The organism is Bradyrhizobium sp. LCT2, assembly GCF_009931255.1.
GTDB classification, from domain to species: domain Bacteria; phylum Pseudomonadota; class Alphaproteobacteria; order Rhizobiales; family Xanthobacteraceae; genus Bradyrhizobium; species Bradyrhizobium diazoefficiens.
In genome coordinates this window covers 8,807,548-8,832,500 of sequence record NZ_CP034432.1, presented here as the reverse complement: position 1 = coordinate 8,832,500, position 24,953 = coordinate 8,807,548, and the positions used below count along the sequence as shown (strand labels likewise).

Annotated in this window: 20 protein-coding genes; 12 read left to right on the top strand and 8 right to left on the bottom strand. The window is 64.4% G+C overall.

Annotated elements, in window-relative coordinates:
• Positions 1-158 precede the first annotated feature (158 nt).
• The 4 genes from EI171_RS41705 (at position 159) to EI171_RS41690 (ending at position 4,249) form a co-directional block, all read left to right on the top strand.
• The gene (locus EI171_RS41705; RefSeq protein WP_161536639.1) at positions 159-749 is read left to right on the top strand and encodes a hypothetical protein; all 591 of its coding nucleotides are present in this window, start codon (positions 159-161) and stop codon (positions 747-749) included.
• A 136-nt stretch (positions 750-885) separates the two neighbouring features.
• The gene (locus EI171_RS41700; protein ID WP_161536638.1) at positions 886-1,659 is read left to right on the top strand and encodes an SDR family NAD(P)-dependent oxidoreductase; all 774 of its coding nucleotides are present in this window, start codon (positions 886-888) and stop codon (positions 1,657-1,659) included.
• 251 nt (positions 1,660-1,910) lie between these two features.
• On the top strand, positions 1,911-3,413 hold the full coding sequence (glpK, locus tag EI171_RS41695; protein WP_011084227.1) for a glycerol kinase GlpK: 1,503 nt from the start codon (positions 1,911-1,913) through the stop codon (positions 3,411-3,413).
• A 242-nt stretch (positions 3,414-3,655) separates the two neighbouring features.
• Positions 3,656-4,249 carry an N-acetyltransferase gene (locus tag EI171_RS41690; protein WP_161536637.1) on the top strand — a complete coding sequence of 198 codons (594 nt, stop codon included), beginning with the start codon at positions 3,656-3,658 and terminating at the stop codon, positions 4,247-4,249.
• A gap of 437 nt (positions 4,250-4,686) precedes the next feature.
• Here EI171_RS41690 and EI171_RS41685 read toward each other — a convergent pair whose 3' ends face one another.
• Positions 4,687-5,112 carry a DUF6636 domain-containing protein gene (locus tag EI171_RS41685; RefSeq protein WP_161536636.1) on the bottom strand — a complete coding sequence of 142 codons (426 nt, stop codon included), beginning with the start codon at positions 5,110-5,112 and terminating at the stop codon, positions 4,687-4,689.
• Positions 5,113-5,128: 16 nt separating this feature from the next.
• Positions 5,129-6,112: a threonine/serine dehydratase gene (locus EI171_RS41680; protein ID WP_161536635.1), complete on the bottom strand. Its 984-nt coding sequence runs from the start codon at positions 6,110-6,112 to the stop codon at positions 5,129-5,131.
• Positions 6,113-6,139: 27 nt separating this feature from the next.
• Between EI171_RS41680 and EI171_RS41675 the strand changes: the two genes are divergently transcribed.
• Together EI171_RS41675 and EI171_RS41670 are read left to right on the top strand one after the other, a co-directional pair.
• Positions 6,140-6,442 carry a helix-turn-helix transcriptional regulator gene (locus tag EI171_RS41675; protein ID WP_011084231.1) on the top strand — a complete coding sequence of 101 codons (303 nt, stop codon included), beginning with the start codon at positions 6,140-6,142 and terminating at the stop codon, positions 6,440-6,442.
• A gap of 131 nt (positions 6,443-6,573) precedes the next feature.
• Positions 6,574-7,203, top strand: a complete 630-nt coding sequence (locus tag EI171_RS41670) for a glutathione S-transferase family protein (protein ID WP_161536634.1) — start codon at positions 6,574-6,576, stop codon at positions 7,201-7,203.
• A 16-nt stretch (positions 7,204-7,219) separates the two neighbouring features.
• On the opposite strand, the gene EI171_RS41665 is transcribed toward EI171_RS41670, so the two are convergent.
• The 4 genes from EI171_RS41665 to metF form a co-directional block, all read right to left on the bottom strand.
• On the bottom strand, positions 7,220-8,227 hold the full coding sequence (locus tag EI171_RS41665; protein ID WP_161536633.1) for a DUF3592 domain-containing protein: 1,008 nt from the start codon (positions 8,225-8,227) through the stop codon (positions 7,220-7,222).
• A 358-nt stretch (positions 8,228-8,585) separates the two neighbouring features.
• Positions 8,586-9,374 carry a hypothetical protein gene (locus EI171_RS41660; RefSeq protein ID WP_161536632.1) on the bottom strand — a complete coding sequence of 263 codons (789 nt, stop codon included), beginning with the start codon at positions 9,372-9,374 and terminating at the stop codon, positions 8,586-8,588.
• Positions 9,375-9,970: 596 nt separating this feature from the next.
• Positions 9,971-13,828 (bottom strand): methionine synthase, encoded by a 3,858-nt coding sequence (gene metH / locus EI171_RS41655; RefSeq protein WP_161536631.1) that lies wholly within the window; start codon positions 13,826-13,828, stop codon positions 9,971-9,973.
• 6 nt (positions 13,829-13,834) lie between these two features.
• On the bottom strand, positions 13,835-14,746 hold the full coding sequence (metF, locus tag EI171_RS41650; protein ID WP_161536630.1) for a methylenetetrahydrofolate reductase [NAD(P)H]: 912 nt from the start codon (positions 14,744-14,746) through the stop codon (positions 13,835-13,837).
• A 384-nt stretch (positions 14,747-15,130) separates the two neighbouring features.
• Between metF and EI171_RS41645 the strand changes: the two genes are divergently transcribed.
• Positions 15,131-16,144 carry an LLM class flavin-dependent oxidoreductase gene (locus EI171_RS41645; RefSeq protein WP_161536629.1) on the top strand — a complete coding sequence of 338 codons (1,014 nt, stop codon included), beginning with the start codon at positions 15,131-15,133 and terminating at the stop codon, positions 16,142-16,144.
• Positions 16,145-16,235: 91 nt separating this feature from the next.
• Here EI171_RS41645 and EI171_RS41640 read toward each other — a convergent pair whose 3' ends face one another.
• Both EI171_RS41640 and EI171_RS41635 read right to left on the bottom strand, forming a co-directional pair.
• The gene (locus tag EI171_RS41640; RefSeq protein ID WP_011084238.1) at positions 16,236-17,096 is read right to left on the bottom strand and encodes a prephenate dehydratase; all 861 of its coding nucleotides are present in this window, start codon (positions 17,094-17,096) and stop codon (positions 16,236-16,238) included.
• A 21-nt stretch (positions 17,097-17,117) separates the two neighbouring features.
• Complete coding sequence (locus tag EI171_RS41635) at positions 17,118-17,858, bottom strand: 3-deoxy-manno-octulosonate cytidylyltransferase (protein ID WP_011084239.1); 741 nt, start codon at positions 17,856-17,858, stop codon at positions 17,118-17,120.
• A 220-nt stretch (positions 17,859-18,078) separates the two neighbouring features.
• Here EI171_RS41635 and EI171_RS41630 point away from each other — a divergent pair, with 220 nt between their 5' ends.
• The 5 genes from EI171_RS41630 (at position 18,079) to EI171_RS41610 (ending at position 24,951) form a co-directional block, all read left to right on the top strand.
• Entirely contained in the window at positions 18,079-18,633 is a 555-nt protein-coding gene (locus EI171_RS41630; RefSeq protein WP_011084240.1) for a cytochrome c family protein, read from the top strand.
• A 210-nt stretch (positions 18,634-18,843) separates the two neighbouring features.
• Positions 18,844-20,760 (top strand): extracellular solute-binding protein, encoded by a 1,917-nt coding sequence (locus EI171_RS41625; protein WP_161536628.1) that lies wholly within the window; start codon positions 18,844-18,846, stop codon positions 20,758-20,760.
• 14 nt (positions 20,761-20,774) lie between these two features.
• On the top strand, positions 20,775-22,661 hold the full coding sequence (locus tag EI171_RS41620; protein WP_161536627.1) for an extracellular solute-binding protein: 1,887 nt from the start codon (positions 20,775-20,777) through the stop codon (positions 22,659-22,661).
• Between the two features lie 2 nt (positions 22,662-22,663).
• The gene (locus tag EI171_RS41615; RefSeq protein ID WP_161536626.1) at positions 22,664-23,773 is read left to right on the top strand and encodes a microcin C ABC transporter permease YejB; all 1,110 of its coding nucleotides are present in this window, start codon (positions 22,664-22,666) and stop codon (positions 23,771-23,773) included.
• Positions 23,773-24,951, top strand: a complete 1,179-nt coding sequence (locus EI171_RS41610; RefSeq protein WP_028173513.1) for an ABC transporter permease — start codon at positions 23,773-23,775, stop codon at positions 24,949-24,951. Before EI171_RS41615 ends, EI171_RS41610 begins: the two co-directional genes overlap by 1 nt.
• Positions 24,952-24,953 lie beyond the last annotated feature (2 nt).

Genomic DNA, 24,953 nt, shown 5'->3' with positions numbered 1-24,953 from the left:
GGACAATGTTTGGTGATCGCCGCCGCCTCCACCGGGTTGTGATCATTCAGCCATGATCTCCCGCTAGCAGAGCCACGCGGAGTTCATGCGTAGTTCATTTCAGGTTCCCTAGCTTTCCAGCGCCAAAACCAGCCAGCCCCCTTCAGGAGGAGACTCTTATGCCAGCATTGCTTCGTCCCGCCCTCACCGCGCTCGGCGTCGCGTGCCTTCTGTCCGCAGCATCGCTTGCCTCCTCCGGCACCGCGTTCGCGCAAGCCAAGCAGCAGACCGCGCCGGCCCCGCAGGCCGCGCCCGCGCAGGCACCGAGCCTCAAGCAGGTCGCGCTAACCGACAAGCAGCTCGACGGCGTGCTCGCCGCGCAGAAGGACATGGATGCGATCACGGAAAAGCTTCCCGAAAACACCGCGCCCGATCAGAAGGTGATCGCGCAGCTCGACGGCGTCGCCAAGAAGAACGGCTTCGCCGGCTACGACGATTACAACAACGTCGTCGACAATATCAGCCTGGTGCTCGGAGGCTTCGATCCCGCGACCAAGAAATATGTCGGCACCGAAGCCGTGATCAAGGCGCAGATCGCGCAGATCCAGGCCGACAAGAAGATGCCGGCCAAGGACAAGAAGGAAGCCATCGGCGAGCTCAACGAGGCGCTGAAGACGCCGGCGCCGGCGATCGAGAACAAGGGCAACATCGAGCTGGTCGGCAAGTATTACGACAAGCTGGTCGCAGCGCTCGGCGACGACCAGAACTGAGCCGCCAGGCGAAGCCTCCGTCAGCGCTACATCTGCCCCTCGACGGATTGCACGAGGCCGGCCACACTCACCGCTGTCACATCGCCCGGTCCAGGCCGGGCGATGTCGTCTGAACAAGCGGAGTCTGGGAGGCACAATGAAAAACACCCCGTTCGATCTCACCGGAAAGGTCGCAATCGTCACCGGCTCGAGCCGCGGCATCGGCCGTTCCTCGGCAGAGCTGCTGGCCAGGTTGGGCGCCAAGGTCGTGGTCTCCTCGCGCAAGGCTGACGCCTGCAAGGAGGTCGCCGACGGCATCAACGCGGCCGGCGGCGATGCCATCGTCGTCCCCTGCAACATCGCGCGCAAGGCCGAGGTCGAGGCGCTGATCGCGGGCGCAACCACGCATTACGGCAAGATCGACATTCTCGTCTGCAACGCCGCGGTGAACCCGTATTACGGCCCGCTGCTCGACATCACCGACGAGGCCTTCGACAAGATCATGGGCTCGAACGTGAAGAGCAACATCTGGCTCTCCGCGCTTGCGATCCCGCAGATGGCCGAGCGGGGCAACGGCTCGGTGATCATCATCTCCTCGATCGGCGGCCTGCGCGGCTCCACCGTGATCGGTGCCTACGGCATCTCGAAAGCCGCCGACTTTGCGCTGTGCCGCTCGCTCGCCGGCGAATGGGGCCCGAAAGGCGTCCGCGTCAACTGCATCGCGCCCGGCCTCGTCAAGACCGACTTCGCCCGCGCGCTGTGGGAAGACGAAGCCATGCTGAAGCGCCGCACCGCCACCACGCCGCTGCGCCGCATCGGCGAGCCCGACGAGATCGCTGGTGCCGTGGCCTACCTCGCCTCCGACGCGTCGAGCTTCATGACCGGCCAGACCATCGTCATCGACGGCGGCGTCACCACCCCGGCGGTGTAGGAATTTTCGCGACGTATCTCCCCGAGTCGTCCCGGCGCAGGCCGGGTCCCATAACCACGGGGAGGCGCTTGGCGAAGACTCGTGGTTACCGGCTAGCTCCGCAACTTCTCCCTGGGGGTATGGGTCCCAGCCTGCGCCGGGACGACGAAGGAGTTTGTCGGCGCGCTCATCCAATCTTGACCTTCCCGCTCCAATCCGCTCCCTTTGGCGCGACACAACGACCCCTCAGGGAAAACGCCAAGGTAGCTACCATGTCTTTCGTCCTCGCCATCGACCAGGGCACCACCTCCTCGCGCGCGATCGTGTTCCGCAGCGACATCTCGATTGCCGCGCGTGCGCAAGCCGAGTTTCCGCAGCATTTTCCGGCCTCGGGCTGGGTCGAGCACGAGCCGGAGGACATCTGGACCTCGACCGTGATGGTCTGCCGCGATGCGATCGCGCAGGCCGGCATCAGCGCGAAGGATATCGCCGCGATCGGCATCACCAACCAGCGCGAGACCACCGTGGTGTGGGACCGCGCCACTGGGCAGGCCGTGCACCGCGCCATCGTCTGGCAGGACCGCCGCACCGCCGACATCTGCGCGAAACTCAAGGCCGACGGCCGCGAGCCTGTGATCTCCGAGAAGACCGGCCTGATCATCGATCCCTATTTCTCCGGCACAAAGGTCGCCTGGATCCTCGACCACGTCCCCGGCGCGCGTGCCCGCGCCGCGCGCGGCGAGCTGATGTTCGGCACCGTCGACTGCTACCTGCTCTGGCGCCTCACCGGCGGCAAGGTCCACGCCACCGACGCCACCAACGCCTCGCGCACGCTGCTGTTCAACATCCACACTGGCCAGTGGGACGACGAGCTCCTGGAGATCATCGGCGTGCCGCGTTCGATGCTCCCCGAGGTGAAGGATTCGTCCGCCCGCTTCGGCGAGAGCGTGCCCGACCTGTTCGGCGGCGCGATCGCGATCTCCGGCATCGCCGGCGACCAGCAGGCCGCGACCATCGGCCAGGCTTGCTTCCGCCCGGGCATGATGAAGTCCACCTACGGCACCGGCTGCTTCGCGCTGCTCAACACCGGCACCACGCCGGTGGTGTCGAAGAACAAGCTGCTCACCACGGTCGCCTATCAGCTCGATGGCAAGCGCACCTACGCGCTCGAAGGCTCGATCTTCGTCGCCGGCAGCGCGGTGCAGTGGCTGCGCGACGGCCTCGGCATCATCAAGCACGCCGCCGAGACCGGACCTCTTGCTGATCAGTCCGACTCCATGCAGAGCGTCTATCTGGTCCCCGCCTTCGTCGGCATGGGCGCGCCCTACTGGAATCCGCGCGTGCGCGGCGCGCTGTTCGGCCTCACCCGCAACACGGGACCTGCCGAGCTCGCGCATGCCGCGCTGGAAAGCGTCTGCTACCAGACCTTCGACCTCTGGGCCGCGATGCGCGCCGACTGGCCGAGCTCGGAAACCGCCAGCGTCGTGCTGCGCGTTGACGGCGGCATGACCGCGTCGGACTGGACCATGCAGCGCCTCGCCGATCTCCTCGACGCGCCGGTCGATCGCCCCGTGATTCAGGAAACGACTGCGCTCGGCGCCGCCTATCTCGCCGGCCTCAATGCGGGCGTCTATCCCGAGCCGACCAAATTCGCCGACAACTGGCGCCTCGAGCACCGCTTCAAGCCGAACATGAGCGAGGCAACGCGCGAGCGGAAGCTCGCGGGCTGGGCGCGAGCGGTGAAGGGCGTGCTGGCGAGCGACGAGGGGGCGTGAGCGCGCCTAAAGCCGCGATGAAAGTGCGGAGAAGGAACGCGGCCCCAACACTATGGTCGTCCCGGCGAAGGCCGGGACCCATACCCGCAGAGAGAAGGTTTGCGAAAGCTCGGAGTGGGCGTCTTCGCGCCACGAACAGTCGTGGTTATGGGGCCCGGATCTGCGCTTACGCTTGTCCGGGACGACAATGGAGTGTGTAGCGCCGCTCTGGAGCCTCTCGCGATGAATCGGAACAAGCACGAATGATCCTCCCCGACGGCTATTCCGACATCCCCGCCGGCAAGATCGCCGCCGTCGTCACGCATCTTGAGATGACCGCACCTCCTGCGCGCCGTGACGATCCGCCCGGCGCCTGGACCCTGCGCAAGGCCGACGCGCCCGCGCTTCATTGGTATCGCGACCTCTTCCGCCGCGTCGGTGAGGATTGGCTGTGGTTCTCGCGGCCGCGCATGAATGATGCCGAGCTCGCCGCAATCATCCACGCGCCGGGCGTCGAGGTCTACGCCCTGGTCGCGGACGGCCGCGACGAGGGCCTGCTGGAGCTGGATTTCCGCGAGGCCGGCCAGTGCGAGCTGGTCTATTTCGGCGTCACCGCCGGCCTGATCGGGACGGGCGCCGCCCGCTTCCTGATGAACCGCGCACTGGAGCTGGCCTGGTCGCGCGAGCTGCACCGCGTCTGGGTGCACACCTGCACCTTCGACCATCCCTCCGCCGTCGAATTCTATCAGCGCTCCGGCTTCCGCCCCTTCCGCCGCCAGATCGAGATCGCCGATGATCCACGTCTCGATGGCACGGCGCCGCGGATGGCGGCGAAGCACGTGCCGATTATCGAATAGTGCGCGGCTGCCGCCCCACCGTCATTGCGAGGAGCTATTGCGACGAAGCAATCCAGGCTGTTTCCGCGGAAAGATCCTGGATTGCTTCGCTGCGCTCGCAATGACGGAGTGTGGGCGCCGCCCTCGCTCTTCGAATCGGCACATCAACGCGTGATGGCGCCGCAGCCCCGACGGAGCCAAGCGTAATCCCAGACGATGTCCCCGCATTCCGCTCCATGCGCGCTACGCCTCGCTCCTCGCCGTCATTCCGGGGCGCGCCACTTGGCGCGAGCCCGGAATCCATTTTGTCCGCATGAGACGGTGCACGATGGATTCCGGGTTCGCGCTCCGCGCGCCCCGGAATGACGGCAAGCCGCGAATTCGTAGCCCGATGGAACGCAGCGAAATCCGGGGCGGTTTCCCCGCATTCCGCTCCGCTCCATGCGGGCTACGGCTCGTCAAAACAACTCCTGCTTCCCCCTTGCCAGCGAGAACCCGTGCTGCATGGCGTTGAAGCAGGTCAGCCCCGCCTGCTCCGAGCGGCACGTGAACCCCGCCCGCCGCCACACCTCGCCATAGGCGAGCACCGGCAGCGATGGGTCCATCACCGTGTCGCCGGCGCAGATGCGCTCCGCGTTGCCCTTCGCGCTCATCTCGAAGGCGTGGCCGTAATCGAGATCGCAGTCAGCGGGCCGGCGCGGGCGCGTCTCCATGTTCATGATGTCGCAGCGGAGCACGCCTTGCCCGTTGTCGATGAAGAACTGGCAGACGATGTTTTTCGACGGCGCCAGAAAGCCGATCGGGCGGTCCTCGGCGCTTGCGGCGCCGGCTCCGATCAACAGAAGCAGGGTCGATGCCAGAACGACGGCGCGGAGCCCGATCATGCAATCCCGCTTGAGACTAGCCGTCGAACTTCACCGCCGTGGTGTTGGCGCCGCAGAGCAGCACTGCGACGCGCTCGCGGGGTGAGGGACGATAGCGGCCGGACAGTAGCGCGGCAAATGCGGCTGCGCCGCCGGGCTCGGCCACGAGACGCAGGCTCGACCACAGCGCTGCCTGCGCCTGTCGGATCGCCTCGTCGCTGACCAGAACGACCCGCTCGACATGGGCCTGCGCGATCGGGAACATCAATTCACCGACGCGCCGCGGCGCGAGGCTGTCGGCGGCGAGGCCGCCGGCCGGCGCATCGACCGGTGCTCCCGCCGCGATAGCGGCGTGCAGGGTCGGTGACTGCTCCGGCTCGATCGCAACAACACGCGTCCTGCCAGCGTACCACGCCGCGATGCCGCCGATCAGGCCGCCGCCGCCAACCGCCACCAGCAGCGTATCGATGCCGGGCGCGTCCTGCTCCAGCTCCAGGGCGACGCTGCCCTGGCCGAGCAGGGTTTCGGCCTGGTCGTAGGCGTGAACGGCCATCGCACCGGTCCGTGCGACATGCGCTTCGCTCGCGGCGAGCGCATCGGCGTAGCGGCTGCCCGCGATCACGAGTTTCGCACCATTCCCCTTGATCCGCTCGGCCTTAGCTGGCGAGGTGATGTCGGGCACGAAGATCGTGGCGGGGATGCCGAGCCGCTGCGCCGCATAGGCGACCGCCGCCCCGTGATTGCCGCCGGATGCGGCGACCACGCCCGCCTCCGGCACCGGCCGCAGCAGCAGGTTGGCAAAAGCGCCCCGCGCCTTGAAGGATCCGGAATGCTGCAGCATCTCGAGCTTGAACGTGATGGGCGCCGCCGGCAGGCCGAAATCGGCAAGATCGGCCATAACGAGTGGCGTGCGCCTTATGTGCGGACGAATGACGACCTCGGTCGCCGCAATCCGCTCCCGCGTGATGTCCATTGTCGCTGTCATGATGCCGTTCCCTATAGCGCATCGGAGAGTTGACATCAATTAGGTAATTAGCAAAATGGCTAAATGAAAGTCACTGTCGCCCTGCGCGCGCTGGCCAACGAGCGCCGCCTGCAGATCCTGGACTGGTTGCGGGATCCGCGGAAGCATTTTCGCGAGCAGGCCGATGGCGATCTGGTCGATGACGGCGTCTGCGGATTGCTGATCGCAGAGAAGCTCGGTGTCAGCGCGCCGACCCTGAGCGAGCACATGCGGGTCCTGACCGCCGCAAAGCTGGTGCGCGCCAAGCGGATCAAGCAGTGGACGATGTACAGGCGCAACGAAACCGCGATCGCCGCCATCAAGCGCTCGATCCAGGACGGCCTTTGATCGCGCAGATGTTGCTGCAGGCGACGTTGCACCCGACGCAATGCTCCATTTCCATCTTCTTTCTTGCGCCGAGCCGATCTTGTCGTGGAAACTGACCGGCCCTGCCGTGTTCCAACGAGTGAGCGCGAACCATGTTCCTGATCGGCCAATACGACTCCCCCTTCGTCCGCCGCGTCGCGATTGCGCTGCGGCTTTACGGGCTCGCCTTCGAGCACAGGCCGTGGTCCACCTTCGGCGATGCCGACAAGATCGCGCCCTATAATCCGCTGCGCCGCGTCCCGACGCTGGTGCTTGACGACGGCGAGGCGCTGATCGAGAGCGCGATCATCCTCGAATATCTCGATGAGCTGGTCGGCGAGGGCAAGGCGATGCTGCCGCGCAGCGGCGCCGAGCGACGACAGCACCTGCGCATCTGCGCGCTCGCTTCCGGTCTCGGCGACAAGGCGGTGAGCCTGCTCTATGAGCGCGTGCTGCGGAAGGAGCAGCTTGCGCTGTGGGTCGAGCGCTGCCAGGCGCAGATCGGCGACGTGCTCGGCGTGCTGGACGCCGAGCGCGCCAAGGTGACGACGCCATACTGGCTGGGCGACCGCATTGGCCACGCCGATATCGCGGTGGCCTGCGTCGTGCGCTTTACCCGCGAGGCGCATCCGCAATTGTTCGACGCGGCGCGCTATCCGGCGCTCGCGGCGCATGCCGAGCGCTGCGAGGCGCTGACGCCATTCCAGGAGATCGTGCAGCCGTTGGCACCGCCGAAGGGGTGAGCCGCATCAAGCGCCTCTATGCGAACCCGACCTTGATCAGGATTGTCAGGAAAAGACCTCCGACGACCGCGCAGACCGCGGCACCGATCAGCGGCCCCAGCGCGCCCTCCCGGCTCGCAGGCTCCAGCACCGCATGTCCCGGTCGTTCCGGATCGTAATAAACTTTGACGTTCTGCCCGGGACGATATTTCGCTGCGGCCTTTTCGGCGACCTCGCGCAGCCCGGAGATCATGGTGCCGCCCCAATCGACCTCGGTGCCGATGAAGTCGCGCTTGTCGACCCTGTAGGCGTAGCGCAGGTCGACCTGATAGCGGTGCTGGAGCTTGCTGGACCGGGACTTGTCGTCGTCGTCGCTCTTCTCCTCGATGATTTCCTCGATCACGTCGCAACGGGTGACCCTGCCAGCCGCGGTCGGCCAGCGCAGGCTGGCGCTCGCCAGCCGGCGCGTCCGGACATACTCTGCGACGCAGAACACGCCGCCTACGAGCACGATGATCGGCAACGCGAACGCGAACAGCGGAACGCCGTTGTTTGTGTAGAGCACGTGACCCGCGAGCGAATGCGCGGTGAGGGTGGTGGCAATGAAGCCGTACACGATTGTGAACGCCACCAGTGCCGCGACGTTCTGCGCGGCAGCAGGTTCGAGCAACGCCTCGGTCGGTTGCTTCGGATCGACATGGACGTCGACATGCGCGCCGACCGGATATCGTCCGATCAGTTTTGCGGCCAGTACCCTCGTCGTGATGGCGGGGCCGCCGACAAAGACCTTGTCGCTTTCCAGCTCCTGGCCGCCGGCCTGATAGCGATAGCGGATGACAGGCTTGGCGTCGTTCCGATCGTCCGAGGCGTGCGTCGCCGGCTGATCGACCCTTGAGATCGTGATGATGCCCTCCACCTTGTCCCAGCTCCGCGCGGCCTGCATCCGGCCCCGCATGCGGACCAGATTGAACAGCATCAATCCAAACAGCGGCACCGAGATGCCGGCGGCAATCTGCGTCCACATCAATTGTTGGGCGTCCAGCATCCGATTCCCGGCTCCTCGGCGGCGATCGCCATTGGTCGCGGCGAGCGCGCGTTGCGTTCACGGCACTGCCGCCTTTTCGGGAGATCATGCAACCGCTGGTGCCGCCGAAGGCAGTGCTATCGCATGTGACTTCCTGGCGGAGGCCTGAGCGCACACCTCGTCCTTCGAGACGACCGCTTCCAGCGGTCTCCTCAGGATGAGGCTGAGCGGCATCTTTGCCGGTCGAAATTGCTGCCGCGCACTCCGTCCTCATCCTGAGGGCCCGCCAAAGGCGGGCGTCTCGAAGGATGGGCCGCAGCGCAACGGCCTTAAATGCGATTGCCCTGCCGCCGAGGGGATGAAGCGCGGAACGCAGGCCTTATTTCCGCGAACAGGGCTTGATCTCGCCAGCCGCGGTGTTCAGGACGATCGGATTGGGCGACAGTCTTATGCCGAAGAACAATTGAGAGCCGGACACCTTGTCGTCCGCGCCCTGATGGACGTCCAGGTCGAGTTTCGCTGCGATCTCGGATGTCAGCTTGGCCTTCTCCTCCATCGAGATCTTGTTGTGATATTTGATCTCGTAGACGACATCGGCCTCCAGAACGGACCGCGTCTGGCATACGACGCCGCCACTCGAAACGTTCTGGGCCACCGCGTCCTCGCACTCCGCCTTCAGCAATGCGTTCCGGGTCGAGATCAGCGACTCGTCGGAAATCAGCAGGATGTTGGCGTTCTCGAGCTTGAGGTTGACCGCTTCGACCTGCTGCATCCCGGCGACAGCCGACAGCTTCTCCCTCACCTCGGCCGAGACGTCGAGTTTCTTCTCGAGCGTTTGCTTCAAGTCCCGGTCGACGGTCCGTGATTTCTGGATCTTGCTGGCCAGGAGCGCAGGGTCGACATCGCAGGTCGGATGCAGTTCCAGCCGGCCGTTGCTCAGATACTCGATCGTGTTGATCGTGCCGGGACCGCCGAACGTGCTCGGCGGCACCACCTCGAAATATCCGGTCTCGGAGAGGATGGCCGTGATCGTCTGCTTCTTGCGCGGGAATCCGGCCCAGACTGCGACCATCACCAGGCCGATCGCGACAAATACCCCGCTACCAAGCCAAAGCCATTTGCGGCTGGTTACTTTCCCGGGCAGCACAACTGACTTCGTTCGCCGCATGGCACGTAGCCTTTCGGACAGTCCGCCGCGGCAATCGTGGGCAGGACGACAAGGGCGATCGCGGCGACGAACAGTGCAATGAACTGGTTCATATGTTCGATCCCAAGCAAACCGTCGGTTTGAAGGTAGTAGGCCGATAGATTAGCGAATCAAGGTTGAGCGGACAAGTGAACGAGTTCACACGAGGCGGGTTCCGTTGATGCGTGGGCCGTTGAGGCGGAGCGCTGCCAAGGGGCACCGCGTTCAAGAATTCGTGCAGCGGTTGGCGCTACATGTAGGCTCCCCAATGTCGTCCTGGCGAAAGCCAGGACCCATTACCCCAGGGAGCAGTTTGGCGAAGATTCGTTGTTCGGTATTGCTAGCGATACCCACCGATGGATCACGCGGTATGGGTCCTGGCTTCCGCCAGGACGACACCGAAGGTGTGGTGCGCGCTTCCAACCGACGACGACAGTCACGGTGGACGATGATCGCATATTACTGGTGTTTTGCCCGACGTCGCAAGTCGCTTCGGCAAGACCGAAATTCCTCAGGCCTTTCAACCCCATCCCTACTGTGCATGGGGTTGTTTTCGCATTTTTGATTTAAAGGCGGGTCTATCCCGCCCCCGCGCGCTTCTTCTGCCAGACGAGGTGCACCGCGCAAGTGCAGCCCGGCGGATGCGAGGCGAGGTCCTTTGACGTCTCGTCGTTCGCCGGCGTCGCCGCGAAGGCCTTGTCGGTCCCCTCTCGCGCAGGGATGTAGTTCAGCACCGGCGCGAGCCAACGCTCGGCCTCCGTGACCGTCATGCCCTTGCGCGCGGCGTAGTCTTCGACCTGATCGCGCTCGATCTTGCCGACGCCGAAATAATAGCTCTCGGGGTTCGCGAAATAGAGTCCGGACACAGAGGAGCCCGGCCACATCGCAAAGCTCTCGGTCAGCTTCACGCCGGCCGTGGCCTCGGCATCGAGCAGCTCGAACAGCGTCGCCTTCTCGGTGTGATCGGGCTGCGCGGGATAGCCCGGCGCGGGACGGATGCCCTGGTATTTTTCCAGGATCAGATCGTCGCAGGAGAGCGCCTCGTCCGGCGCATAGGCCCAGAACTCGCGGCGCACGCGCGCGTGCATGCGTTCGGCAAAGGCCTCGGCGAGGCGATCGGCCAGCGCCTTGCACAGGATCGAGGAGTAGTCGTCGTTCGCCATCTTGAAGCGGTCGGCGACCGCATCCTCGCCGATCCCGGCGGTGACGACGAAGCCGCCGACATAATCGGGCACGCCCGTGTCAACCGGCGCGATGAAGTCGGCGAGCGCCGCGTTGAAACGGCCCTCGCGCTTTTCGAGCTGCTGGCGCAGCGTGTGCAGCGTGGCGATCTGCCTGGTCCGGCTCTCGTCGGCGTACAGCACGATGTCGTCGCCGACCGCGTTCGCCGGCCAGAAGCCGACGGTGGCGCGCGCCCGGAACCATTTCTCCTTGACGATCAGGTCGAGCATCTTGCGCGCGTCGTCATAGAGCGAACGCGCGACCTCGCCGACCTTGGCGTCGTCGAGGATCGCGGGGAAGCGGCCGGCGAGCTCCCAGGTCTGGAAGAACGGCGTCCAGTCGATATAGGGCACGAGCTCGGCGAGATCGTATGCGTCAAAGCTCTTGGTGCCGAGGAAGGTCGGCTTCACCGGCTTGTTCGCGGCAAAATCGACCGGCACGCGGTTCTTGCGGGCGTCTGCCAGCTTCAGCCGCTTCTTGTCGGCCTGCGCGCGCAGATGCGCGTCGGAGATCTTGGCGTATTCGGCGCGCACCTCGGCGGCATAGGCCACGCGCTTCTCCGGCGAGAGCAGCGCGGAGGCGACGCCGACGGCACGGCTGGCGTCGTTGACGTGCACGACGGGACCGGCGCGGTAGCTCGGGTCGATCTTGACCGCGGTATGCACGCGGCTCGTGGTGGCGCCGCCGATCAGCAGCGGCAGCTTCAAGCCCTCACGCTGCAATTCGCCGGCGAAGAACGCCATCTCGTCGAGCGAGGGCGTGATCAGGCCGGACAGGCCGACGATGTCGGCCTTCTCCGCCTTCACGGTCTCGACGATCTTGGCGGCGGGCACCATCACGCCGAGGTCGATGACCTCGAAATTGTTGCACTGGAGCACGATGCCGACGATGTTCTTGCCGATGTCGTGGACGTCGCCCTTGACGGTCGCGAGCACGATCTTGCCGGCGGACGAGGAGCCTTCCGTGCCGATGCCGTTGGCAAGGTTGCGCGCCTTCTCTTCCTCCATAAACGGCATCAGCCAGGCCACCGCCTGCTTCATGACGCGGGCGGACTTTACCACCTGCGGCAAAAACATCTTGCCGTCGCCGAAGAGGTCGCCGACCACGTTCATGCCGGCCATCAGCGGGCCTTCGATCACGTCGAGCGGACGCGACGACGCCTTGCGGGCTTCCTCGGTATCCACTTCGATGAACTCGGTGATGCCGTGCACCAGCGAATGCGACAGCCGCTTCGCCACCGGCCATTCGCGCCAGGCGAGGTCGGCTTCCTTGGTCTGGGTCTTGTTGCCGCGGAATTTTTCCGCAAGCGCCAGCAGGCGCTCGGATGCGCCGGGGTCGCGGTTGAGGATGACGTCCTCGCACACCTGGCGCAGCTCGGGATCGATGTCGTCATAGACGATCATCTGCCCGGCATTGACGATGCCCATGTCCATGCCGGCCTTGATGGCGTGATACAGGAACACCGAGTGCATGGCCTCGCGCACCGGCTCGTTGCCGCGGAACGAGAACGAGAGGTTGGACACACCGCCAGAAATGTGCGCGCCGGGCAGGTTCTGCCGGATCCAGCGCGTCGCCTCGATGAAGTCGACGCCGTAATTGTTGTGCTCCTCGATACCGGTCGCGATCGCGAAGATGTTCGGATCGAAGATGATGTCCTCGGGCGGGAAGCCGACGCGGTTCACCAGGATGTCGTAGGCGCGCTTGCAGATCTCGGTCTTGCGCGCGAACGTATCGGCCTGGCCGACCTCGTCGAAGGCCATGACCACGACAGCCGCGCCATGACGGCGGGCGATCTTGGCCTCGTGGATGAACTTCTCCTCGCCTTCCTTCATCGAGATCGAGTTGACGACCGGCTTGCCCTGCACGCATTTCAGGCCGGCCTCGATCACGGAGAATTTCGAGCTGTCGACCATCACGGGGACGCGGGCGATGTCGGGCTCGGCGGCGACGAGGTTGAGGAACGTCACCATCGCCGCTTCGGAGTCGAGCAGGCCCTCGTCCATGTTGACGTCGATGATCTGCGCGCCGTTCTCGACCTGGTCGCGCGCGACTTGCAGCGCGGCGGTGTAGTCGCCGGCGGTGATGAGCTTGCGGAAGCGGGCGGAGCCCGTGACGTTGGTGCGCTCGCCGACGTTCACGAAGGGAATGGCGTCCGTCAGGATGAAGGGCTCGAGACCGGAGAGCCTCAAGCGAGGCTCGATCTCCGGCACGATGCGCGGCTTGTGCGGGGCAACGGCCGCGGCGATTGCGGCAATATGGTCCGGCGTGGTGCCGCAGCAGCCGCCGACGATGTTGACGAGGCCGTCGCGCGCGAACTCGCCGACCAGGCGCGCCATGTATTCCGGCGTCTCGTCATACTGGCCGAACTCGTTGGGCAGGCCGGCATTGGGGTAAGCGCAGACCAGCGTATCGGCGACGCGGCCGATATCGGCGATATGCGCGCGCAGGTCTTCGGCGCCGAGCGCGCAATTGAAGCCGATGGTGACGGGTTTTGCGTGCCGCACCGAATTCCAGAACGCTTCCGGCATCTGGCCCGAGAGCAGGCGGCCGGATTTGTCGGTGATGGTGCCCGACACCATCACCGGCATGTCGATGCCGCGCGCTTCGGTGATTTCGGCGATGGCGTAGAGCGCCGCCTTGGCGTTCAGCGTATCGAAGATGGTCTCGACCAGCAGCAGGTCGACGCCGCCGTCGAGCATGCCGCGGATCTGCTCGCCATAGGACTTGCGCAGATCGTCGAAGGTGACGGCGCGGTAGCCGGGGTTGGAGACGTCGGGCGAGATCGAGGCGGTGCGGTTGGTGGGGCCGATGGCGCCGGCGACGAAGCGCGGCTTGCCGTCCTCGGCTTCGACGCGCCTTGCGGCATTGCCGGCGAGGCGGGCGCCTTCGCGCGCCATCTCGTAGACGATGTCGGTGAGGTCGTAATCGGCCTGCGCGATCGACGTGGTGGAGAAGGTGTTGGTCGCGACGATGTCGGCGCCGGCGCGCAGGTACGCGGCGTGGATGTCCTCGATCGCCTGCGGCTGGGTCAGGATCAGCAAATCGTTGTTGCCGCGCAGGTCGCGGTGGAAGTTCTTGAAGCGCTCGCCGCGGAAGGCGGCCTCGTCGAGCTGGAGGTTCTGGATCATCGTGCCCATGGCGCCGTCGAGCACAAGAATACGCTCGTGCGCGGCGTTGAGCAGGGCAGTTCGCTTGGGAGAGGTGGGTACGGTCATGTTGTCTTACGCCGCCTTCTGCGCGCTCTTGGCGCGAATGCCGAGCAAATGGCTGATCGCGAACACGAGATCGGCGCGGTTCATGGTGTAGAAATGGAAGGTGTCGACGCCGTGCTTCGCCAGCTTCTGCACCTGGCCGGCGGCAACTGTCGCGGCCACCAGCTTGCGGGTCTCGGCGTCGTCGTCCAGGCCCTCGAATTTCTCCGCGAGCCAGTCCGGCACGGATGTGCCGGCGCGCGTCACGAAGGCTCTCGCCTGCTTGAAATTGTGCATGGGCATGATGCCCGGCACGATCGGGATGTTGATCCCGCGGGCGCGGACACGGTCGAGATAACGGAAGTAGAGGTCGTTATCGAAGAACACCTGCGTGATCGCGCGGGTCGCGCCGGCATCGACCTTGGCCTTCAGCGTGTCGATGTCGGCGTCGAAATCGCGCGCTTCGGGGTGCTTCTCGGGATAGGCGGACACCGACACTTCGATGTCGGCGTGGCGTTTCTTGATGCCCGCGACGAGATCGGCGGAGCTCTGGTAGCCGTCGGGATGGCTGGAATAGGGCGTGCCGATGCCGCCGGGCGGATCGCCGCGCAAGCCTACGATGTGGCGGACGCCGACCTCGTGGTAGCGGTCGACGATCTCGTCGATCTCGCCGCGCGAGGCGCCGACGCAGGTCAGGTGCGCGGCCGGCAGCAGCGCGGTCTCCTTGAGGATGCGGGCGATGGTCGAATGGGTGCGCTCGCGGGTCGAGCCGCCGGCGCCGTAGGTCACCGAGACGAATTTCGGGTCGAGCGGGGCGAGCCGGTTGATGGTCTCCCAGAGATTGCGCTCCATCTCCTCGGTCTTGGGCGGAAAGAACTCGAAGGAGATCGCAGGCCGCTTCAGGTGCCCGTCGGCTGTCGCAGGCTTCGTCAGATCAGTCATGGCACCACTCACTCCAGGTCTTCGCGGCCTGCGGTCAGGTCTAGATCAGGAGCCGCTAAGATAAGCCAACGCGGTCGCACTCGACAGCCCATCGGGGATGGGAAATGGCCCACTTGGCCCGAGGTGGGTTGAATTTTTGTGCCTTCGGAATGAATTGTGGGAAGTGCGTCAATTCAATAAATTATGTAAAATCAATAGTATATCTCGAATTGCGGTAGTCAGATGGTTGATCGTCGCGATGGGCAGGATGGAATTCGCCGTCACGCCAATGTCGTCTGTCCCAACGCTTCGTTTGGCGGGGCGTATCGGCTCGCGGTCCGCACACGCCAGACCTGCGCTGTCTGCCCATTGCCGCCGCGCAGCCCTCCACTACGTTAGCGCGCCATGATCCCGCTCTCAGTCCTTGACCTCTCCGTCGTCACCACAGGCACAAAACCCGCCGCGGCGCTGCGCAACAGCATCGATCTGGCGAAGCATGTCGATGGGCTCGGCTATGTCCGCTACTGGCTCGCCGAGCATCACAACCTCGCCTCCGTCGCGAGCCCGGCGCCCGACGTGATGATCGGGCAGATCGCGGCGGTGACGAAGCAGATCCGCGTCGGCTCCGGCGGGGTAATGCTGCCCAACCACGCGCCGCTGGTGGTGGCCGAGCGCTTCAAGATGCTGGAGGCGCTGTTTCCCGGCCGCATCGACCTGGGCCTCGGCCGCGCGCCCGGTACCGATGGTGCCACGGCCTACGCGCTGCGCAGCCGGCTCGATCGCCGCGAGGGCGACGATTTTCTGGAGCGGCTGCACGAACTGATCTTGTGGGAGACGAGAGAATTTCCGTCAGGGCACCCCTACAACAACGTCGTCGCGATGCCCGACGACACCAAGCTGCCGCCGATCTGGCTGCTCGGCTCCAGCGATTATTCGTCGGAGCTTGCCGCGCAAGTCGGCATGGGCTTCGCCTTCGCGCATCATTTTGCGTCCCATGATGCGATCGATGCGATGGTGCCTTACCGCAACCGCTTCCAGCCCTCGGCCTGGCGCGCCACGCCGCACGCGATCCTTGCCGTCGCCGTCATCGCGGCGGAGACCGACGAGGAAGCTGAAAAGCTCGCGACATCCTTCGACCTCAATCGCCTCCGCCGCGACCGCGGCCAGTATCTGCCGCTGCCGAGCGTCGAGGAGGCGCTGGCCTATCCCTACTCCGACGCCGAGCGCATCTCGATCGCCCGCAACCGCTCGCGCTTATTCGTCGGCAGCCCTGCGACCGTGCAGAAGAAGCTCCAGCCGCTGATCGATTCCAGCAAGCCGGACGAATTGATGGTGATCACGGCGGTGTACGACCACGAGGCGCGAAAGAAGTCGTATTCGCTGCTGGCGGCGGCGTTCGGATTGGCGAAGGCGGCGTAAGCACTCACCGTCATTCCGGGGCGATGCGAAGCATCGAACCCGGAATCTCGAGGTTCCGGGTTCACGCTTTGCGTGCCCCGGAACGACGGCATCAATCCTGCTGCGTCTCGCTGAACGTCGCGCGGAACGGGTGCCCCGGATACACGCCGACGATGCGGAATTCGCGCGAGAAGAATTTCAGCTCCTCGATCGCGAAGGCGAGGCCCTTGTCTTCGGGGTGGCCGTCGACGTCGGCATAAAACTGCGTGGCGAAGAAATTGCCGTCGACCATGTAGCTCTCGAGCTTGGTCATGTTAACGCCGTTGGTGGCAAAGCCGCCGAGCGCCTTGTAGAGCGCGGCCGGCAAGTTGCGCACCCGGAAGACAAACGTGGTGACCAGCGGGCCCGACCCTTGCGCGGCCCATTTCGGCTCACGCGCCAGCACCACGAAGCGCGTGGTGTTGTGGGCCTCGTCCTCGATATCCTCGGCGAGGATGTCGAGGCCGTAGATCTTTGCGGCCAGACGCGAGGCGATCGCGGCGACCGTCTTGTCCTTGCGCTCGGAGATGTCGCGTGCGCTGCCGGCGGTGTCGGCGTGCACGATCGGCTTGATGCCGAGCTTGCGGATGATGCGCCGGCACTGGCCGAGCGCGTGGACATGGCTCTCGACGGACTTGATGTCGGAGATCTTGGCCCCCTTCACCGCCATCAGCTGATGCCGGACCGGCAAGAACCATTCGCCGATGATGAAGAGGCCGGAGGCCGGCAGGAGGTGATGGATGTCGGCGACGCGGCCGGCGACCGAGTTCTCGATCGGGATCATGCCGAGATCGGCTTCGCCCGACGAGATTGCCGACAGGGCGTCCTCGAAGGTGGCGCAGGGCATCGGCTCGGCGTCGGGATAGGCCTCGACAATGGCGATGTGGGAATTGGCCCCAGGCTCGCCCTGGAATGCGATTTTCAGCTTGCTCATGATCGGCCTTGTAGCAGCGGCTCAGGATTTGGAAAGGATGCTGCGGGCGGTTTCGAGATCGGGCGGTGTGTCGACGCCGCGGGGCACGCTGTCGACGATCATGATGTCGATGCGCATGCCGGCCTCCACCGCCCGGAGTTGTTCCAGGCTTTCCTGAAGTTCTAGGGGCGAAGGCGGCAGCGACACGAACCGCTCCAGCGCAGCGCGGCGGTAGGCGTAAAGGCCGATGTGGTGGTAACGCGGTCCGTTGCCGTAAGGGGCCGTGGCGCGGGTGAAATATAGTGCCCGCAGCCGCCGCGGCCCGATCGGCGAGCCGACGGCCTTCACGACGCTCGGCGCGAGGTCCTCCTCCTCGGTGTGGATCTGCGAGGCCAGGGTCACGATGTCGACCGCGGGGTCGGCAAAGGGCGGCAGCACCTCGCGGATGGTCTGCGGCGTGATCGTCGGGAAATCGCCCTGGAGATTGATCACGATCTCGGCCTTGCCCTCGGGATCGAGCTTCTGCATGGCCTCGTGGATGCGGTCCGAGCCGGAGGGGTGTGTGGTGCGGGTCATCACGGCCTCGCCGCCATGGGCTGCTACGACGGCCGCGATCTCCGGCGTGTCGGTAGCCACAGCGACCCGGCCGATGCCGGCGGCTTCCGCACGGCGCAGCACATGCACGATCATCGGCAGGCCCGCGATATCGGCGAGCGGCTTGCCGGGCAGGCGGGTGGCGGCCATGCGGGCCGGGATCAGCACCAGGATGCGGGGATCGGTCATCGGGTCAAGAGCCTGGAAACGGGGCGTTTTCCGCGCCGAGAAATGGGGTGGGGACGGGTTCAAAGCCGGGTCGCTTATACGGGTTGCCAGACCCCGGGCAAACCGATATCTCAATGGCAAAACTCGGGGGAAAGACAAGGAACGTGTGATTCTCCCGGGGCTCGTCCTGGCGGCCGCCCGGCCGCTCAATCCTTCTCAGCGGTGTGGGGCCTGGCCGGAAATGGACTCTTTCGAACTGAATAAGATTCTCGGTGCCGTGCTCGGCACCTGTCTCATCCTGCTGGTCACGAGCTTCACCGCGAATGCGCTGTTCTCGCCCAAGATGCCGGAAAAGCCGGGCTTCGAGATCGCCGTGAAGGAAGACGCCGGCCACGGCAAGGAAGGCGGCGCCGCCGCTGCGGCTTCCGAACCCATTGAGAAGTTGCTCCAGACCGCCTCGGTCGAGAAGGGCGCTGCCGCCGCCAAGAAGTGCGGCGCCTGCCACACCTTCGAGAAGGGCGGTCCGAATCGCGTCGGTCCGAACCTCTATGGCGTCGTCGGCGAGGCACGGGGCGAGGGCCGCAATGGCTTCAACTTCTCGGCGGCCATGAAGGGCAAGGGCGGCACCTGGACGTTCGACGACCTCAACAAGTTCATCGCCAATCCGAAGGGCTTCATCCCGGGCACCGCGATGGGCTTCGCCGGCATTCCCAAGGATTCCGAGCGCGCCGATGTCATCGCCTATCTGAATTCGCTGTCGGAGCATCCCAAGCCGCTGCCGACGGCGTCGAAGTAAGGCCTTAAAAACCCGTCTTGGAATATGCGGCCAGGCTGAAAAGCCTGGCCGTTTCCTTGTCCGGGCCTCGCGAGGTCGTTATCGGGGCGTTTGGCCGCAGCGAATGGCGCGGCGGACTACCAAGATGAGGAAAAAGCAACATATTCCGTCGAAACCTCGCCTATATTGGGAACTTAAAGGAGTAGCCTCCTTCAAGACAGGAATGTTGATTTGGCCATTACCCGACGCGATCTCCTGCTCACCGGCACTGCGGCTGTAGCGCTCCCCGCCCTCGGTTCCGTCGCGGGCGTTCCCGTCATCGGCACGGCCGCGGCGCAATCTGCCGGAGAAGCGGCTTCAAGCGCGTTCCCTTGGCGCCATGCGTTGTCGCTGTTCGGAAAGGTCAAGTACCCCGCCGACTTCAAGCGCTTCGACTACGTCAATCCGGAAGCGCCCAAGGGCGGGGTCGCGCGCCAGATCGCGGTCGGCACGTTCGACAATTTCAACATCGTCGTCTCCGGTGTGAAGGGCCAGGTTTCCGGAGCCGTCGCATTCATCTACGAATCCCTGCTGACGCCCGCGCTCGACGAAGTCTCGACCGAATACGGCGCGCTGGCCGAAGCCGTCAGCCACCCGGACGATTTCTCTTTCGTCACCTATCGGTTGCGGTCACAAGCCAAATGGCATGACGGCAAGCCGGTGACCGCGGATGACGTGATCTTCTCGCTCGATTCCTTCAAGAAGCACCATCCGATGTACTCGGCGTACTACAGTCATGTGGTGAAGGCCGAAAAGGTCGGCGAGCGCGAGGTCAAATTCGTGTTCGACGCGCCGGGCAATCGCGAGCTGCCGCAGATTGTCGGGCAGCTCACGGTCCTGCCGAAGCACTGGTGGGAGGGAACGGACGCGCAGGGCCGCAAGCGCGATGTTTCTGCCACCACGCTCGAAGTGCCGCTTGGCTCCGGCCCCTACAGGGTCAAGGAATTCGTTGCCGGACGATCGATCGCGCTCGAGCGCGTTAAGGACTATTGGGGCCGCGACCTGCCCGCCAATGTCGGCCGCAACAATTTCGACGAGCTGCGCTACGAGTATTTCCGCGACGCCACCGTCGCGATCGAGGCTTTCAAGGCTGACCAGGTGGATTGGCGCACCGAGAACAGCGCCAAGAACTGGGCGACTGCCTACGACTTCCCGGCCGTCACCGAAAAGCGCGTGATCCTCGAGGAGTTCGCAAATCGCAGCTCGGGCGTGATGCAGGCCTTCGTGCCGAACCTGCGCCGCGCCAAGTTCAGCGATCCCCGCGTGCGCCGTGCGCTCAACTACGCGTTCGATTTCGAGGAGATGAACAAGCAGATATTCTACGGTCAGTACAAGCGCATCAGCAGCTATTTCGACGGCATCGAAGATCTCATGGCGACCGGCTTGCCGCAGGGCAAGGAGCTCGAGATCCTCGAAACCGTCCGCTCCGAGGTCCCGCCCGAAGTCTTCACGACGGCCTACACCAATCCGGTTGGCGGCAGTCCGGAAGCCGTTCGCGACAATCTGCGCGAGGCGCTGCGCCTGTTCAAGGAGGCCGGCTATGAGGTGCGCGACCGCAAGCTGATCGACGTCAAGACCGGCACACAGTTCTCCGTGGAATTGCTGAATTCCGATCCGAGCTTCGAGCGGATCACGCTGTTCTACAAGCCGTCGCTGGAGCGGCTCGGCATCGCCGTCAGCGTGCGGACGGTCGATCCCACCCAGTACGAGAACAGGACACGCGAGTGGGATTTCGACATCGTCACCAACTCGTGGGGCGAGTCGCAGTCGCCGGGCAACGAGCAGCGCGAATTCTGGTCGTCCAAGACGGCCGACATCGCCGGTTCGCGCAACATTGCCGGCATCAAGAATCCGGCGATCGACAAGCTGATCGAGCGGGTGATCTACGCCAGGGATCGCGACGATCTCGTCGCAGCGACCAAGGCGCTCGATCGCGTGCTGCTGTGGAATCACTACGTCGTGCCGCAGTGGACCTATACGAAGGTACGCACCGCGCGCTGGGACCGCTTCGGCCGGCCGTCGGAATTGCCCAGATACGGTCAGTCCGGCTTCCCGTTCATCTGGTGGTACGACGCAGACAAGGCGGCGCGGATCGCAAAGAAGTCGTGAAGGACATTTCCCGCATGACGCAGATGTCACGCCGCCATGTGCTTGTTTTGGGTGCCGGCGGCGCCCTCGGTGCATCCCTTGGCGCACCGCTGCTGCGCGGCGCGCGCGCTTCGGAGGCGGGGACCGAGGCGCACGGCATTTCGGCATTCGGCGATCTCAAATATCCCGCCGGCTTCCGTCATTTCGACTACGTCAATCTGGACGCGCCGAAGGGCGGCACGTTCTCGCTCATCCCGTCGGTGAAGGCGTACAACCAGTCCTATCAGACCTTCAACTCGCTCAACGCCTTCATCCTGAAGGGCGACGGCGCGCAAGGCATGGACATGACGTTCGTGCCGCTGATGGTGCGCGCCAACGACGAGCCGGACGCGATGTACGGCCTTGCCGCCAAATCCGTGCGGATATCGCCGGACAGGCTGGTCTATCGCTTCACGATGCGGCCCGAGGCGAAATTCCACGACGGCACCAAGCTCACTGCTCATGATGCGGCGTTTTCGCTGACGGCGCTGAAGACCAAGGGCCATCCGCTGATCATCGTGCAGATGCGTGACATGGTCAGCGCGGAGGCGATCGACGACGCGACGCTGGTCGTCACCTTTGCCAAGGGACGCGCGCGCGACGTGCCGCTCTATGTCGCGAGCCTGCCGATCTTCTCGAAGGCGTACTATGCGTCCCGCCCGTTCGACGAAACGTCGCTGGAGATTCCGCTGGGCTCGGGTCCATACAAGGTCGGCAGGTTCGAGGTCAATCGTTACATCGAATACGAGCGGGTGAAGGACTGGTGGGCCGCCGATCTGCCGGTTTGCCGCGGCAGCTACAATTTCGACGTCGTGCGCTATGAGTTCTATCGCGATCGCGATGTCGCCTTCGAGGGCTTTACCGGCAAGAGTTATCTTTACCGCGAAGAGTTCACCTCCCGCATCTGGGCGACACGCTATGACTTTCCGGCCGTGAAAGATAATCGCGTCAAGCTCGAAACCGTACCCGACGACACGCCGTCCGGCGCGCAAGGCTGGTTCATCAACACGCGGCGCGAGAAGTTCAAAGACCCGCGCGTGCGCGAGGCCCTGATCAATGCCTTCGACTTCGAATGGACCAACAAGACCATCATGTACGGCGCCTATGCCCGTACGGTATCGCCGTTCCAGAACTCCGATCTCATGGCGGGAGACAGCGCGCCTTCGCCGGAAGAACTGAAGCTGCTGGAGCCGTTTCGCGGTCAGGTTCCCGATGAAGTGTTCGCAGCACCGTTCACGCCGCCGGTCTCGGACGGCTCCGGGCAGGATCGAAGCCTGTTGCGCAAGGCGCAGCAACTGCTGAGCGAGGCCGGCGTGCCGATCAAGGACGGCAAACGGGTGCTGCCGAACGGCGACGTGTTCAGGATCGAGTTCCTGCTGGACGAGCCCTCCTTCCAGCCGCACCATGCGCCCTACATCAAGAACCTGGGCACGCTCGGCATCGAAGCGAGCGTGCGCCTCGTCGATGCCGTGCAACACAAGGCGCGCCAGGAAGATTTCGACTTCGACATGACGATCCAGCGTTTCAGCATGTCGGCGACGCCGGGCGATGCCATGCGTGCGTTCTTCTCATCGCAGGTTGCGAACACCAGGGGCTCGTACAATCTCGCCGGCGTTGCCAGCCCGGCCATCGACGCCATGATCGAGAAGATCATGGCGGCCGACAACCGCGAGGACTTGACGATCGCTTGCCGGGCCTTCGATCGGCTGTTTCGCGCCGGCCGCTATTGGGTGCCGCAGTGGTATAACAAGACGCACCGGCTCGCTTATTGGGATCTATTCGGTCATCCGCAGAAGCTGCCGCGTTACGCAAATGGCGTAGGCGCTCCCGATATCTGGTGGTCCGACCGCGCCAAGGCGGCCAAGCTCGAGCAGGCGAGATAATCATGAGCGCGTATATCGCCCGCCGCATCCTCCTGATGATCCCGACATTGCTCGGGATCCTCTTCGTCTCCTTCATCGTCGTGCAGTTCGCGCCTGGCGGTCCTGTCGAGCGCGTGATTGCGCAGCTCTCCGGCGCCGATACCGGCGGCACCTCGCGCATTTCGGGCGGTAGCGACTTTGCGCAGCGTGCGCCGGGGCAAGTCGGCGCGGGCGGCGATTCCATCAACTCGAAATATCGCGGCGCGCAGGGGCTCGATCCTGATTTCATCAAGAAGCTGGAGGCGCAATTCGGCTTCGACAAGCCCGCACCGGAACGCTTCGCGCTGATGGTGTGGAATTTCGCCCGCTTCGATTTCGGCAAGAGCTATTTTCGCGACGTCAGCGTGATTCAGCTGATCAAGGAGAAGCTGCCGGTCTCGATTTCGCTCGGCATCTGGTTGACGCTGATCACCTATCTGATCTCGATTCCGCTCGGCATCCGCAAGGCGGTGAAGGACGGCACGCGTTTCGACACCTGGACGTCGACCATTCTCGTGCTGGGCTATGCCATTCCCGGCTTTCTGTTCGCAATCCTCCTCATCATCCTGTTTGCCGGCGGCTCCTTCTTTAACTGGTTCCCGCTGCGCGGACTGACTTCGGACGGCTGGTCGCAGTTTCCCTGGTACTGGAAGATCCTCGATTATTTCTGGCACCTGACGCTGCCGCTGATCGCCATGGGGCTCGGCGCGTTCACCACCATGACGTTCCTGACCAAGAATTCGTTTTTGGACGAGATTCGCAAGCAATACGTCATGACCGCGCGCGCCAAGGGCTGCAGCGAGGGCCGGGTCCTTTACGGCCACGTCTTCCGCAATGCGATGCTGATCGTGATCGCCGGATTCCCCGGGACCTTCATCCACGCCTTCTTCTCAGGCTCGCTTCTGATCGAGACCATCTTCTCGCTGGACGGGCTCGGGCTGCTGAGCTTCGAGAGCGTGCTCAACCGCGACTATCCCGTGGTGTTCGGCACACTCTACATCTTTTCGTTGGTCGGCCTCGTGATCAACCTGATCTCCGACCTGACCTATATGTGGATCGACCCCCGGATCGATTTCGAGGCGCGGGAGGTCTGATGACGGTTATCGCGCCGACGCCGATCGAGACCACGACCCAGTCTCCGCTGGGTGAGATCGTTCCGATCACGCGAAAGCCGTTCGCGCCTTCGCCGCTGAACAGGCGGCGATGGCAGAACTTCAAGGCCAACCGCCGCGGCTACTGGTCGTTCTGGATATTCATCGCCCTCTTCGTGATCTCGCTGTTCGCCGAGCTGATCGCCAACGATCGACCTTTCCTGGTCAAATTCGATGGCCGCCTCTATTGGCCCGCCTTCGTGACTTATTCGGAAACCACCTTCGGCGGCGATTTCGAGACGGCGGCCGACTACCGCGACCCCTACTTGCAGAAGCTCATCAAGGACAAGGGCGGCGCCATCGTCTGGCCCCTGATCCGCTATTCCTACGACACTCACAATCTCGACTTGCCGACGCCGGCGCCGTCGCCGCCGACCTGGATGCTCACCGAAGCGCAATGCAAGCCGGTGGTCGAGAAGAAGGGGCTGAAGAGCTGCCGCGACCTCGAATACAACTGGTTAGGTACGGACGACCAGGGCCGCGACGTGGTGGCGCGGCTGATCTATGGCTTCCGCATCTCGGTGCTGTTCGGCCTTTGCCTCACGATCATCTCATCCGTCATCGGCATCGCGGCGGGAGCGGTACAGGGTTATTTCGGCGGCCGGGTCGATCTCATCTTCCAGCGCTTCATCGAGATATGGACGGCAATTCCGTCGCTCTATCTTCTCTTGATCCTGTCCTCGGTCCTCGTGCCCGGCTTCTTCGTGCTGCTCGGCATTCTCCTGCTGTTCTCCTGGGTCTCGCTGGTCGGTCTCGTGCGGGCCGAGTTCCTGCGCGGGCGCAACTTCGAATACATCCAGGCCGCCCGCGCGCTCGGCGTCTCCAACCCGGTCATCATGTTCCGTCACCTGCTGCCGAACGCGATGGTCGCGACCATGACGTTCCTGCCGTTCATCGTCTCCTCGTCGGTGATGACGCTGACGGCACTCGACTTCCTTGGCTTCGGCCTGCCGCCGGGCTCACCATCGCTCGGCGAGCTGCTGTCACAGGCCAAGTCCAACGTGCAGGCGCCGTGGCTCGGTTTCTCCGGCTTCTTCTCGGTCGCGATCATGCTGTCGCTCCTGATCTTCATCGGCGAAGCCGTGCGCGACGCCTTCGATCCGCGCAAGACGTTCAGGTAGGC

Bases quoted from the DNA above. Each gene is read 5' to 3' on its own strand.
- EI171_RS41630 (WP_011084240.1), top strand. From the start codon at position 18,079: ATGGACTCTTTCGAACTGAATAAGATTCTCGGTGCCGTGCTCGGCACC.
- metF (WP_161536630.1), bottom strand. From the start codon at position 14,746: ATGACTGATCTGACGAAGCCTGCGACAGCCGACGGGCACCTGAAGCGG.
- EI171_RS41640 (WP_011084238.1), bottom strand. From the start codon at position 17,096: ATGAGCAAGCTGAAAATCGCATTCCAGGGCGAGCCTGGGGCCAATTCC.
- EI171_RS41665 (WP_161536633.1), bottom strand. From the start codon at position 8,227: ATGCTGGACGCCCAACAATTGATGTGGACGCAGATTGCCGCCGGCATC.
- EI171_RS41635 (WP_011084239.1), bottom strand. From the start codon at position 17,858: ATGACCGATCCCCGCATCCTGGTGCTGATCCCGGCCCGCATGGCCGCC.
- EI171_RS41690 (WP_161536637.1), top strand. From the start codon at position 3,656: ATGATCCTCCCCGACGGCTATTCCGACATCCCCGCCGGCAAGATCGCC.
- EI171_RS41680 (WP_161536635.1), bottom strand. From the start codon at position 6,112: ATGTCAACTCTCCGATGCGCTATAGGGAACGGCATCATGACAGCGACA.
- EI171_RS41660 (WP_161536632.1), bottom strand. From the start codon at position 9,374: ATGCGGCGAACGAAGTCAGTTGTGCTGCCCGGGAAAGTAACCAGCCGC.
- EI171_RS41610 (WP_028173513.1), top strand. From the start codon at position 23,773: ATGACGGTTATCGCGCCGACGCCGATCGAGACCACGACCCAGTCTCCG.
- EI171_RS41615 (WP_161536626.1), top strand. From the start codon at position 22,664: ATGAGCGCGTATATCGCCCGCCGCATCCTCCTGATGATCCCGACATTG.
- EI171_RS41645 (WP_161536629.1), top strand. From the start codon at position 15,131: ATGATCCCGCTCTCAGTCCTTGACCTCTCCGTCGTCACCACAGGCACA.
- EI171_RS41700 (WP_161536638.1), top strand. From the start codon at position 886: ATGAAAAACACCCCGTTCGATCTCACCGGAAAGGTCGCAATCGTCACC.
- metH (WP_161536631.1), bottom strand. From the start codon at position 13,828: ATGACCGTACCCACCTCTCCCAAGCGAACTGCCCTGCTCAACGCCGCG.
- EI171_RS41705 (WP_161536639.1), top strand. From the start codon at position 159: ATGCCAGCATTGCTTCGTCCCGCCCTCACCGCGCTCGGCGTCGCGTGC.
- glpK (WP_011084227.1), top strand. From the start codon at position 1,911: ATGTCTTTCGTCCTCGCCATCGACCAGGGCACCACCTCCTCGCGCGCG.
- EI171_RS41685 (WP_161536636.1), bottom strand. From the start codon at position 5,112: ATGATCGGGCTCCGCGCCGTCGTTCTGGCATCGACCCTGCTTCTGTTG.
- EI171_RS41670 (WP_161536634.1), top strand. From the start codon at position 6,574: ATGTTCCTGATCGGCCAATACGACTCCCCCTTCGTCCGCCGCGTCGCG.
- EI171_RS41620 (WP_161536627.1), top strand. From the start codon at position 20,775: ATGACGCAGATGTCACGCCGCCATGTGCTTGTTTTGGGTGCCGGCGGC.
- EI171_RS41675 (WP_011084231.1), top strand. From the start codon at position 6,140: ATGAAAGTCACTGTCGCCCTGCGCGCGCTGGCCAACGAGCGCCGCCTG.